At 71.9% G+C, this 12,609-nt stretch carries 8 protein-coding genes; 2 read left to right on the forward strand and 6 right to left on the reverse strand.

Annotated elements, in window-relative coordinates; genetic code table 11:
* Nucleotides 1-18 precede the first annotated feature (18 nt).
* Nucleotides 19-2,253 carry a glycoside hydrolase family 3 N-terminal domain-containing protein gene (locus AAW13_RS24600; protein WP_107483399.1) on the forward strand — a complete coding sequence of 745 codons (2,235 nt, stop codon included), beginning with the start codon at nucleotides 19-21 and terminating at the stop codon, nucleotides 2,251-2,253.
* Here AAW13_RS24600 and AAW13_RS24605 read toward each other — a convergent pair.
* The 6 genes from AAW13_RS24605 to AAW13_RS24630 form a co-directional block, all read right to left on the reverse strand.
* Complete coding sequence (locus AAW13_RS24605; protein WP_046731773.1) at nucleotides 2,243-3,127, reverse strand: carbohydrate ABC transporter permease; 885 nt, start codon at nucleotides 3,125-3,127, stop codon at nucleotides 2,243-2,245. The two genes, AAW13_RS24600 and AAW13_RS24605, sit on opposite strands and share 11 nt — an antisense overlap.
* Nucleotides 3,124-4,122, reverse strand: a complete 999-nt coding sequence (locus tag AAW13_RS24610; RefSeq protein WP_046731807.1) for a carbohydrate ABC transporter permease — start codon at nucleotides 4,120-4,122, stop codon at nucleotides 3,124-3,126. Before AAW13_RS24610 ends, AAW13_RS24605 begins: the two co-directional genes overlap by 4 nt.
* A gap of 17 nt (nucleotides 4,123-4,139) precedes the next feature.
* Nucleotides 4,140-5,516, reverse strand: coding sequence for an extracellular solute-binding protein (locus tag AAW13_RS24615; protein WP_046731774.1), 1,377 nt, complete (start codon nucleotides 5,514-5,516; stop codon nucleotides 4,140-4,142).
* Between the two features lie 154 nt (nucleotides 5,517-5,670).
* Complete coding sequence (locus AAW13_RS24620; RefSeq protein ID WP_420855491.1) at nucleotides 5,671-6,417, reverse strand: peptidyl-prolyl cis-trans isomerase; 747 nt, start codon at nucleotides 6,415-6,417, stop codon at nucleotides 5,671-5,673.
* Nucleotides 6,410-10,648, reverse strand: coding sequence for a glycoside hydrolase family 38 N-terminal domain-containing protein (locus tag AAW13_RS24625; RefSeq protein WP_046731776.1), 4,239 nt, complete (start codon nucleotides 10,646-10,648; stop codon nucleotides 6,410-6,412). The genes AAW13_RS24620 and AAW13_RS24625 overlap by 8 nt, the downstream gene beginning before the upstream one ends.
* A gap of 114 nt (nucleotides 10,649-10,762) precedes the next feature.
* Nucleotides 10,763-11,656 carry a MurR/RpiR family transcriptional regulator gene (locus AAW13_RS24630; protein ID WP_046731777.1) on the reverse strand — a complete coding sequence of 298 codons (894 nt, stop codon included), beginning with the start codon at nucleotides 11,654-11,656 and terminating at the stop codon, nucleotides 10,763-10,765.
* Nucleotides 11,657-11,774: 118 nt separating this feature from the next.
* Between AAW13_RS24630 and AAW13_RS24635 the strand changes: the two genes are divergently transcribed.
* Complete coding sequence (locus AAW13_RS24635; RefSeq protein WP_046731778.1) at nucleotides 11,775-12,539, forward strand: sugar isomerase domain-containing protein; 765 nt, start codon at nucleotides 11,775-11,777, stop codon at nucleotides 12,537-12,539.
* The last annotated feature ends 70 nt before the right edge of the window (nucleotides 12,540-12,609 follow it).

Consider the following 12,609-nt stretch of genomic DNA (forward strand, 5'->3'; position numbering starts at 1 on the left):
CCCGGAGAGCCCCGGACGATGAGCGACCACCTCTGCCGCGCCAACCTCCTCTACCGCGACCCCACCGCCCCCGTCGACGCCCGCGTCAGCGATCTCCTCTCCCGGATGACCCTGCGGGAGAAGGTGGGGCAGGTCAACCAGCGCATGTACGGCTGGGACGCCTACCGGCACACCCCCGACGGCGGCTTCGAACTCACCGACGCCCTGTACGCCGAGACCGAGCGCTTCGAGGGGCTCGGTGCCCTGTACGGCTTGCAGCGTGCCGACGCCTGGTCCGGCGTCGACCACGACAACGGACCGGACGCCGAACACGGCGCGGCCCTCGCCGAGACGGTGCAGCGGCACGTCGTGGAGCGCAGCCGCCTCGGCATCCCCGCCCTGTTCGTGGAGGAGGTCCCGCACGGCCTCATGGCCCTCGACGGCACGGTCTTCCCGGTCAACCTGGCCGTCGGCGCCACCTGGGACCCGGAGCTGTACGAGCGTGCCGCCGCCCACGCCGCCGCCGAACTCCGGTCCCGCGGCGGCCATGTCGCCCTCGTTTCCGCGCTCGACGTCTCCCGCGACCCGCGCTGGGGCCGCACCGAGGAGTGCTACGGCGAGGACCCGTACCTCGCCGCGCGACTGACGGAGGCGCTGGTCCGCGGCGCGCAGGGCACCGTCTCCCCGGACGGCTCCTTCGCCGCCGACAGGGCCCCGGTCGTCCTCAAGCACTTCGCCGGCCAGGGGGCCACCGTCGGCGGCCGCAACTCCGCCGAGTCCGAGCTCGGCCGGCGCGAGCTGCACGAGATCCATCTCCCCGCCGCCCGGGCCGGCGTCCGCGCGGGCGCCGCCGCCGTCATGGCGGCGTACAACGAGGTCGACGGCATGCCCTGCGCCGGCAACCGCGCCCTGCTCACCGAACTCCTGCGGGACGACTGGGGTTTCGAAGGGCTGGTCATGGCGGACGGCCTGGCCGTCGACCGGCTGGCCCGCATCACCGGTGACAAGGTGTCGGCGGGCGCACTCGCCCTCAACTCCGGTGTGGATCTGAGCCTTTGGGACGAGGGGTTCACGCACCTGGAGGAAGCGGTCGAGCGTGGGCTCGTCGAGGAGACCGTGCTGGACACCGCCGTCGCCCGGGTGCTGCGCCTCAAGTTCCGCCTCGGGCTGTTCGACGGGACCCCCGAGTCCTCCGCACCCGAAGCGGGCGGGGACCTCAGCAAGGAAGTCGCCCGCGCCGCCGTCACCCTCCTGCGCAACGACGGGGTACTCCCCATCGGCGGAAACGTAACCCGTGTCGCCGTCCTCGGACCCCAGGCCGCCACCGTCGCCCACCAGTCGGGCGACTACACGGCTCCGCAGCGCCCCGGTACCGGCAGCGCGGTCCTCGACGCTCTGCGCCGGCTGGCCCCGCCCGGACTCGACATCCGGCACGCCCGGGGCTGCGCCCTCACCGGTGACGACCTCTCCGGGATCCCGGCCGCGATCGCCGAGGCCGCCGCCGCCGACCTCGCCGTGCTGGTGCTGGGCGGCAGCAGCGCGCGCGGCGCCGGCACCGAGTTCGACGCCAACGGCGCGGCCCTGACCGCCGTCGACCACATGACCTGCGGTGAGGGCGTCGACCTCGCCGAACTCCGTCTCGGCGCCGCCCAGTACACACTGCTGGACGCCGTGGTCGCCACCGGCACGCCCACCGCGGTCGTCCTGGTCCAGGGGCGCCCGCACGTCGTCCCGGACACCGCGCCCGCCCTGCTCACCGCCTGGTATCCGGGCCCGTGGGGCGGCGAGGCGATCGCCGAGGTGCTGCTCGGGCTCGCGGAACCGACAGGGCGGCTGCCGGTCTCCGTGCCGCGCTCGGCCGCCCAACTCCCCGTCTACTACAACCACAAGGACACCGAGTACGGCGGCTACGTCGACGGGAGCGCCGAGCCCGCCTACTCCTTCGGGCACGGACTGGCGTATACGGACTTCGTGTTCGGCGCGCCCCGGCTCGACGGCCGGACCGTCGCCGTCGAGGTCACCAACACCGGTGTCCGGCAAGGGCGTTCGATGGTACAGGTCTATCTGCGGCGGATGATCACCGCCAGCTGGCCGCGCACCCTCGAACTGTGCGCGTTCGAGGGCGTCGACCTCGCGCCGGGCGAGTGCCGCACGGTCCTGACACGACTCGGCGCCGACCGACTGGCCGGCGCCGACGTCGTTCAGATCCGGGTCGCCTCCTCGGCACGGGCGGCCCTCACCGCCGTACCGCTGACCCTGGACCTCAGATCTTGACCGCTCCCGAGGACACGCCCTTGTAGAACCACCGCTGCGTGATCACGAACAGCACCAGCACCGGGATCACGGAGATCACCGAACCGGCCATGACCATGCGCTGGTCGTAGCCGAACGACGAGCTCTGTAGCCGGGAAAGTCCCAGCGTGAGCGTCATGTTGCTCTCGGAGCGCAGCACGATCAGCGGCCACAGGAAGTCGTCCCATGCGCTGATGAACGTGTTGATGACGACCACCATGATCGCGCCCCACGCGGACGGCAGATACAGGTACTTGAAGCGCTGCCACTCGTTCGCGCCGTCCAGCATCGCCGAGTCCTCGATCTCGCGCGGTACCGCGAGGAACGCGCCGCGCATCAGCAGCACGTTGATGGCGCCGACGAAGCCGGGCAGCCACACGCCGGCCAGGCTGTCGACCAGGCCCAGGTCGCGGATGCTGATGAACAGCGAGACCATGATCGACTCGAAGGGGAACATCATCGAGGCGACCAGCACCACCCAGACCGCTTTGCGGCCCTTCCAGGCGGGCTTGGAGAGCATGTAGCCGGCCGTCGTGGAGAAGACCAGCTGGCTGGTGATCGACAGGGCGACCACGATCAGGCTGTTCCTGATGTACGACCACACCGGTACCTGGTCGAAGACCGTCCGGTAGGCGCGCAGCGTCGGGTGGTGCGGCAGCAGGGTGGCGTCCGCGCCGAAGACGTCCTCGCTCGTGCCCTTCAGGGAGGCCAGCAGCTGCCACAGCAGCGGGCCCACGGTCAGGCCGAGCACCAGGAGGAGGAGCAGGTAGCGGACGACCAGCTCGCGTGGCCGGCCGTAGTCACGCCAACGCGGCAGCAGGCGACGGCCCTTGGTCTCGACGACACTCGTCGTCATGACTCGTCCTCCTTGGTCAGGCGCTGCGCCAGCAGGGTCAGCCCCAGCGTCAGCGCGAACAGGGCCACGCTGACGGCCGAGCCGTAACCCGCGTTGCCGGTGATCGGGTCCAGGCCGACGTCCCGGATGTAGAACGGCAGGGTGCGGTCGGCTCCGCCGGGGCCGCCGGTGGAACTGCCGAGCATGTAGATCTCGGTGAACACCCTGAGCGAGCCGATGCCGGTGAGCGTGCCGACGAGCATCATGGCCTGCCGGACGCCGGGGATGGTGATGTGCCAGAAGCGGCGCACCGCACCGGCGCCGTCCATCTGCGCGGCCTCGTGCAGTTCCTTGGGCACGTTCCCGAGGGCGGCCAGGTAGAAGACCATGTACCAGCCGAGACCCTTCCACAGGGTCAGACCCATCGCGGACAGCAGGATCAGCCACGAGTCCGACAGGAACGGGACGGCCGATCTGATCAGATGGGCCTTCTCCAGCCAGGTGTTGACCAGCCCGTCGTCCGCGAGCAGCCACTGCCAGCTCAGGCCGACGACCACGCTGGAGGCCAGCACCGGTGTGTAGAACGCCGATCGGAAGAAGCCGATGCCGGGGAGGTTCTTCTCCACCAGGACGGCCAGCATCAGCGGCAGCAGCACCATCAGCGGGACGACGACCACCGCGTACAGGACGCTGTTGCGGGTGGCGAGCCAGAAGTCGTCGTCCTGGAGCATCCGCGTGTAGTTGTCGAGCCCGACGAAACCCGCGGCGCCGCCCAGTGGCTTGGCGTCGGTGAACGACAGCAGGACCGTGTTGAGGAACGGGAACACCCCGAAGACCACCGCGCACCCGATCGCGGGGGCGGTCCACAGCCACGGCAGCCACCAACGGCGGTACATGGCCGCTCCGTTGGCTCCGGGCGCGGGGCCGGGCAGAGCTGCCTTGGCGAGCCGGCGGAGGCGGGACGGGGCCGGGCCCGGCGCGGAGGTCCTGGCCTCCGCGCCGGACGCCGGCTTCATGATCTGTGCCGTCACGGTCAGCTGCCCTGCTTCAGCAGTTCGTTCGCCTTCTCCTGGGCGTCCTTGACGGCGTCCGCCGCGCTCTTCTTGCCCTGCATGGCCAGCTGCACCTGGGCCACGATGGCGTTCTGCACGGCCGGGGAGAGGTTGGTCTGGTTGGTGGAGGCCGTCTTGAGCTGGTCGGCGACCAGCTTGCGGGCCTGGGAGAACGGGTCGGTGCCGGTGACCTTCTGGAAGAACGGGTCGTCCAGCGACGCCGAGGTCGTCGGGAAGATCACCACGTCCGGGTCCTTGCACCAGGCGGTCTGGTTCTCGGCGTTGGTGAGGAACTCCGCGAACGCGAGGGCCACCGGGGCGTGTTCGCTGGTCGCGGCGACCGAGATGTACTGCGGGGCGCCGGCGGAGGCGACGCCGAGGGCGTCGTAGGGCTGCTGGCCGACGGCCGTCTTGGCGTAGACCGACGGGCTGTTCTGCTTCACGAACCGCACGAAGCTCGGGTTCGTCGAACCGTAGGCCACCTTTCCCTGACTGTAGAGGGTGGACGGGTCGTTGCTGGAGGACAGCGAGTCCTTCGGCATCGCGCCCTCCTTGTACAGCTTCGCCATCCACGCCACCCACTGGGTGGTGCGCGGGTCGTCGGCGAAGACGGCGGACTTGCCGTCGCCGGAGAGGACCTTGATGTTCATCTGGTCGAAGTCGGCGGGTATGCGCCAGACCGGGTTGGCCATCGTCGCGAAGTACTTGCCGTCGGCGGCCTTGGCGATCTTCTCGTAGTCGGCGAAGAGCCCGAAGACGGTCGTCGGCGGCTTCGCCGGGTCGACGCCGGCCTTCTCCAGCAGGTCCTTGTTGTACGTCAGCAGGACACCGCCGGTGTACCAGGGCAGCGTGGTGTGGATGGACTTGCCCGAGGCGTCCGGGAAGGTGGCGGTCTTCCAGAACGACGGGACGAAGGGCTTGGACGCGTCGGGGTCCTTCGTGCCGACGTCGAGCAGGTAGCCGGCTTTGGTCAGGGCCGTCGCCGTCGGTGCGTTGACGTTGATGACGTCGGCCATCGTGCAGGCCTGGGCGTCGGCGACGGTCCGGCTGGTGAAGGTGTTGTCACCGGGGTCGTCGATCCACTTGACCTTGGTGCCGGGGTGGGCCTTCTGGAAGTCCGCGATCACTCCGTTGAAGAAGCCGCCGAAGTCCTTCTTCAGGTTCGTGGTCTGGAAGGTGATCGTGCCCTTGACCTCCCCGGTCAGCTTCCCCGAGCCGACGTTGCCCTTGTCGACCTTGCAACCGCCGGCGGTGGCGCCCCCGTCACCGGAGCCGCCACCGGACAGACCGCAGCCGGCGGTTGCCAGCGACAGCGCGGCGATACAGGTCAAGGTGCGGGTCAGTCTTCTTACGCGCATGTGATGGGCCCTCCTGCGACCGGGCGAGTCAGGAAATGTAGCTGGTTCAAATCACCAACTTGGATTCCGATTGATGAAAATGTGGACCAGAAGTCATCGGAGGTCAATGCCTGGCCGTGTTGCGTTTGGATTCCGTACGGCTGACGGAGCCGCGTCAGTGACGGTGTTCGTGGTCCGAATGGCCGGGATCGCCCGGGTGTTCGTGACCGTGCGCGTACACGACCTGGCCCCGGGCCAGGTCCAGCCAGCCGAAGAAGGCCCGCCGGCCCGCCGCGCGGCGCAGTTCCCGCACCACGCCCTCGCGGACGGCCTCGTAGGGGAGGACGTCGTCGGGCGCGGTGCCCCCGAAGGGGTCGACCCCGCGTCTGAGCGCGTCCGGGGTGAGGAAGCGGTCCCGGTTGCGCCCGTAGTAGTCCCGCACGTCGGCCTCGGGTACCACCTGCCCGGCCTCCAGGGCGTCCAGCAGCACCCGCGCGGCCGCCGAGTGGGCCAGCGCCGCGGCGACGATGCTCCCCAGGCCGGCGACATCGTCCCCGGCGACGGTGAGCAGCCGCTCCGCGGACGCCTCGGGAGGCACCTCCAGCCCTCGCGCGGCGCACTCCCGCCGCGCGAGTTCGTCGGCGACGACCACTTGCGTCGCCCAGCGTCGCCGCTGCCGCTCCGCCCGCGCGAGCGACTCGGGCCGGGAGGCCACCGGGTCACGAGCCGGAACGGCGGCGAGCAGGGCGTCCACCCGCGCCCTGGGGACCGCGTCCGGCCCGATGAACGCGGCATGGGGACCAGCGGCCGAGGGAGGCGTGCGGGTGCGACGGTGCCGTGTCCCGCCAGGGCCCACCGCCTCTCCCGGCCGCACCCTCTCTCCCGGCGCCACCGCTTCTCCCGGCCTCACCGCCTCACGCATCCGTCACCTCCAGCACCACGGCCTCCGTGTACGTCACACAGCCGTGCCACGCGGCCTTCGCCAGCAGCCAGTACGAGCCGCGCGGTACGGCCGAGCCGTCCACCTCGATCACGGCCTCCACTGTCTCCCCGGGGGGCACCGTGAAGCCCTGGAGGCCCGGAACGACCCCAGGCCAGGTGCCCCACGGGGAGACGGCCCAGAGCTGGCCGGTGACCGGGCCCCGGGTGGTGTTGCGCAGGGCGACCGGGACACGGGCCCGTTCCCCCCGCCGTACGGTGATCCGGTCGGTGCCCAGCGCGCACACCAGGCCGGAGCCCGCGGGCGGCCCGCCCGGCACGTCCAGGCCCACCACGTCCTCGTACGTCTGGCCGCCGTACGACAGCCGCGCGGCGAGCCGATGGCGGCCGGGCCCGGCGTGCGGCGCCGGCGTCACCGTGACCTCGGCCAGCGTGAACCCGCCGGGGCCCAGCTCGTACGGCAACGATGCGGGCTCCGCCGTCCAGCCGTCCGGCAGCTCGAAGGCCACCGTGCCGGACACCGGCGCGTCCGTCAGCTCGGAACTCACCCGGACCGTCGCCGTGACGGGACCGGCAGCGGTCAGCGACGTGGGCGACACGTACAGCGCGACCGGCATGTTGCCACGCGGGGCCGGGCCCGAGTTGTGCAGCCAGTACCGGGTGCCGACCGGCTGCGCGGGCTCGTGCGCCGCCACACCGGGACCCGAGCACCCCGCGGCGGTGACCGGCGTCGCCAGCACCGTGGCCACCTCGAAGCCGCCGAGGTCCACCCCCAGCGAGCCCCCGCCCTCCGGGGCAAGCGGCTCTCCCGCCCTCTCCAGTACGTCCGCTCGCGCGCCGCCGGCCCACCCGACGGGCCCCCGCACCCGCGCCCGCACCGGCTGTCCGTTCGCCTCGTGCACCCGCACCACGACCCCGCGCCCCGGATCCACCGCGTCCGTACCGCCCCGGGCCAGCGGTGAGCCCACCGGCTTCAGCGCGTCGAGGATCACCTCGCGGGCGGGCTCCACGGACAGCAGGCAGGCCGTGCGGGGCAGCGTGGGACTCGCGCCTCCGCCCCCGCCCCCGCCCCCGCCCCGCACGTGTCCCGTCAGCGGACGGTTGTACGCGTGCCCGCGGGCGGGCAGCTCCAGCTCCCGCCAGTCGCCCTCGCCCGCGACGACCGCGTACTCGAAGGTGTGCGACCAGCGTTGGAGCTGGAACGCCGAGCCGTCGGGCGCGGTGCGCCGGGGCGGGTCGACCCAGATGCCGGAGGGCCAGCCGGTGCAGGACCGCATCAGGGACATGTAGAGGTCGCCGGAGGCGGTCACCACGCAGCCGGGTGTGCCCCGGTTCAGCACGGCGAATCCGCGCCCGTCCCAGGCGTCGCCGGGCGGCAGGGCCTCACCGCCGCCCGCCGCGGTGGCCGACACGGTGAAGTCGGCGAGGTCGGCGACGAGCGCGTCGACCGCCTCGGCGTCACCCGCGGCGTCCGGGCCCGCGATCACGAGCAGCGGCAGCCGCTCCAGGTCGCGGAGGTCCGCGCCGGGCACCCACTCCTCGCGCAGGGAGGCGCGGGGCGCCACCCAGACGGCGGCCGTGCCCCGTTCGGCGAGCTGTCGGCGCAGCTCGCGGCCGGCCGCCGGGTCCATGGCGAGTGCCTCGGCGACCAGCGCGTTGCGGTCCGGTCCGCCCACGGCGATCCGCAGGTCGGGCAGGTTGGAGTCGACCTCCAGGTCGCCGTAGCGGGGGCCGCCGGCGATGGTCGAGGTGGCGGTGACCCCCGTGCGGACCAGGGCCGCCGCGAGCGGGGCGCCCAGTTCGCCGGCCTCGTCCCAGTCGGCGTACACCAGCTCCGCGACGCCGACGGACCGGTGGCCCAGCAGCGTCCCGGTGTCGTCGTGGACCGCGACCCGGGCCGTGGACCCGAGGCCGAACCAGGTGTTGGCGGGGTTGTCCAGCGTCCACGGGAAACGCTCGCTGTCGACGTCCACGAAACCGAACCCGCGCCCGATCACCGCGTCCGCGACCTCGTGCACGGGCAGCCCGCCCCGCACGTCCGAGGGCCAGCGCACCCGGACGAGGCGGTCGGCGCCGTCGTAGCCGTCGATCGTGGTGGTGACGTCGAGCCGGTCGACGCCCGTCCACAGGGTCAGCCGCTGCGTGTACGTGAAGAGGCCGAGGTCGGCCCGGACGGTGATCCGGGAGCCGGCGGGGGAGTGCTCGACATCGATGTCGGCGGTGACGTCACCGCCGCGTGCGGCGGTCGTGCCGGTCGGGGTGAGGTGCCAGGGGCCCTCGCCGAAGCGCGGGTGACGGGGGTACTCCTCCTGGACGACGAGTTCGTTGCCGATGTCGCCGGGGCGCAGCAGTTCACGGCCCCCCTCGGCCAGCGCCCTGAGGCCGCTGACGGCGCCGCCGCGGGCCGGGTCGACCGTCACCTCGTAGAACTCGTTGCGGATGGTCGTGCCCTCGCCGGGAACCCATCCGGGGACGCGGCCCGTGTACAGCGGCACGGTCTTCAGGCCCACACCGGGGACCTCGGGTATGACGACCCGGAGCGTGCCGTCCTCCTCGCGTACGGCCGGCAGTGGCCGGGAGTCGTCGCCGACGGGGACGAGGCCCGGGTCGTCGACGGTGAGCACGTCCCGGCGCTGCCAGGTGGCGGAGTTGAAGACGACGAGGTCCGGTCCGCCGCCGGGCGCCACGCTGTCGGCGAGCGCCCTCGTGGCGTCGGCGTGCACGGTCTCGGCGAGGTCGGCCAGCTCCCGCCAGCCGGTCAGCAGGTCGATGTAGACCTGGTCGGACTCGGAGCCGGTGATGGCGTCGTGGTGAGCGCCGTAGACCAGCTGCCGCCAGGCCTTGTCGAGGGCCGCGTCCGGGTAGGCGTGCCCGGTGATCAGGGAGGCCAGGGTCGCCCAGGCCTCGGCGTCGGCGAGGAGCGTCTCGCCGTACCGCTGGGCCTGCTTGGTGTCGATGTAGGAGACGTCCTTGCCGGTGTAGACCGGGTTCATGTCCCGGGTCTGCGGCGAGGCCTTGCGGCCCTCGGCGGTCAACTCGGCGCGTACGGCGGCGAAGAAGTCGCGGGGAATGCCGCTGACGAACCGCGGCCAGACGTAACGGGCGTTCCAGTCGCGGTGGATGGCCATGACCCAGCGGCACGGCGGCGCGTAGTCCCCGCCGACCGGCAGCAGCACGTTCCGGGTGAGTGCGACCTGCTTGAGCCCCGTGAACAGCTTGAGGGCCTCGGCCTCCGCCTCCGGCAGCGTCGGCGCGTTGTCGATCCGCCAGCCCGCGCCGTAGTGGTTGACCATGTACGCGGTGAGGATGCCGCGCCCCGAGGGGGCGATCCAGTCGAACTCCGCCGGGAACTGCATCCGCTTCGGATCCCGCGGCTCCTCGCCGAACACGGACAGCGTCGGCCCCCACTGGTGGAAGGGTCCGCGCGCCCACGAGCTGGAGCTGACCCCGGCGTCCGCCATCAGCCCGGGGAACTGCGGGTCGTGCCCGAAGGCGTCGAGCTGCCAGGCCGTCTCCGGTGACGCCCCGAGGATCGCCCGCTGGTACCCGTCGCCGTACAGGGCGTTGCGTACGGTGGCCTCGGCGCCGGTGAGGTTGGTGTTCGGCTCGTTGTAGGTGCCGCCCATGATCTCGACCCGGCCGCTGCGGATCAGCTGGCGCAGGAAGGCCCGCTCCTCCGGGAAGGCGTCCCAGTACGGCTTGAGGTAGTCGACCTCCGCCAGGACGAACGTGTACGCCGGGTCGCGCCGTGCGAGGTCGCAGTGGGCGCGGACCAGGCTCATCCCGGACTGGCCGCGCGAGTCGAAGGTGCGGGCGGGCAGTCCGGTGACGGCCGGGTCGTCGGCGACGTCCCAGGTCTCGGTGTAGGCGGCCTGGGTGTTCCACCAGACGGGGTCGTAGTGGAAGTGGCTGACCATGAACATGGTCCAGCCCGGCTCGGCGACCGTGAACTCGCCGCCGAGACGCGCGACTTCGTCCCCGTCGGTGGCGACGACCGTCATCGGGCCGCTCTCGCCCGTCACAGGGATCTCGGCGCGTACGGTGCCGTCCTCGCCGACGGTCACGGCCGTCTCCCCGACACCGCTCACGGCCCCTTCGACGGTCAGCCGGACCGCACGGCCCGGTATGTGCTCGACCTCGGCCGCCACCACCTGGTGCGGGGTCTCGGGGCTGCCGACGAACAACTCGGTCGACTCGACGGAGGTGACGCGCATGGGTCTCCTAGTGAGTGGAAGAGCCCCATCCTGCACCGGCTGGATGATTCAAACAACCATCTTTGAGTATCTCGGGTGGTTCATCCATGCACACCCGGCCTTGATCGCCTGCGGTCACCGGCCCCGGCGGCTCTTGCGCGCGTGCTGCGGGGTGATGTGGTCGGTCAGCGCCAGGGAGGCGCTGGAGCGCTGGTAGGTGAGCTGCGCGACCCGTACGTAGAGGCAGTCGATGAGGACCAGCACGGAGTGCCTGCCGCCGATGCTGCCGGTGCGCCCGGGGAAGCCGGTCTCGGTGGGGGAGGCCGAGACGAGCCGGATGTCGGCGGCGCGGGCCAGCGGCGAGCGCGGGTCCGAGGTGATCGCCACGGTGGTCGCACCGCGCTCCCTGGCCAGTTCCAGCGGCTCGATGGTCTCCCGGGTGGCTCCCGAGTGCGAGATGCCGATGGCCAGGTCGGCCGGCGTGAGCAGGGCGGCGGAGGTGGCGGCGCCGTGCACCTCGGACCAGCCGCGCACCGAACACCCGATCCGGAACAGCCGGATCTCGGTCTCCTGGGCCACCGCGCCGCTGCCGCCGACGCCGTACACGTCGATCCGGCGGGCCCGGGCCATCGCCTGGGCGGCACGCTCCATGGCGTCCAGGTCGATCCGGTCGATGGTCTGCTGCACCGCGCGCAGGTCCGCGGTGCCGACGACCTGCACGACCCGCTCCAGGCTGTCGTCCGGGGAGATGTCCGGGCCGATCTCGGCGCTGCCCCAGTCGGAGACCTCGCTGCGCCCGCGCTCCTGGGCCAGCTCGATCAGCAGGTGCTGATAGGAGTCGAGTCCGATGGCCCGGCAGAACCGCGTCACCGTGGCCTGGGAGGTACCGGTACGGCGGCCCAGCTCGGCGGCCGAGCAGTGCGTGGCGGCGGCCGGATCCTCCAGGATCAGCTCGCCGACCTTCCGCAGGGAACCGGCCAGCCGGGGCAGTTCGGTGCGGATCAGTGTGGTGACGTCCGTCGCAGGCATGCAGAGAAGGTACCAGTCACCCTTCTGCGCCTTGAATGAATACCAGGACCGTCATACGGTTTATCGATTCACTCGGCGATGGTTATATGGTGGTTCAATCCATCAGAAGGAGTGAAGCGTGTCCGTCGAGTCAGTCAGCGCCCAGAGCTTCGCCGAGCAGAGCCTGGCCGCCCTTCGTCACGTCACCGAGTCAGCGCGCGAGGAAGTGCGCCGCGCCGCCGAGCTGATCGTCGACTGTGTCCGCGGCGACGGTGTGGTCCAGGCGTTCGGTACCGGGCACTCCCAGGCGATGGTCCTCGAAGTCGCCGGCCGCGCGGGCGGACTGGTGCCGACGAACCGGCTCCAGATGGCCGACCTCGTTCTCTTCGGCGGCGACGATCCCGGAGTGCTCGACGATCCGCTGCTGGAGCGTGCGCCGGGCATCGCCGCACGCCTCTACGACCTGGCCGCGCCGCGTGGCGAGGACCTTTTCGTGATCATCTCCAACTCCGGGGTGAACAGCGTCATCGTGGAGATGGCGCTCCACGCGAAGGAGCACGGGCACAAGATCCTGGCGATCACGTCACTCACCCACACCCGAGCCGTTCCCGCCGGGCACGCGAGCGGGAAGAAGCTGGTCGATCTGGCCGACGTGGTGCTGGACAACGCGGCGCCGGTCGGGGACGCGTTGCTCGGGCTGCCGGGGGGCGGGGCGGTGTCCGCGCTGTCCACGCTGACCGGGGTGGCGCTGGTGCAGATGGCGGTCGCCGAGGCGTCGGGGTTGCTGCTCGCCGCGGGGGAGGTGCCGCCGGTCTACGTGTCCGCGAACGTGCCGGGCGGCTTCGAGCGGAACCTGGAGCTGGAGAGGAAGTACGCGGGGCGGATCCGGCGCACCGCCAGTTAGGGGTCGCGCGGGGAAGCCGCGGGCCGGTGACGGCCGGACGCGCGGCTCCCCGCTCCCCTGGCCGGGTCAC

The sequence above is a fragment of the Streptomyces humi genome, from assembly GCF_001005085.2.
In the GTDB taxonomy this organism is placed as follows: domain Bacteria; phylum Actinomycetota; class Actinomycetes; order Streptomycetales; family Streptomycetaceae; genus Streptomyces; species Streptomyces humi.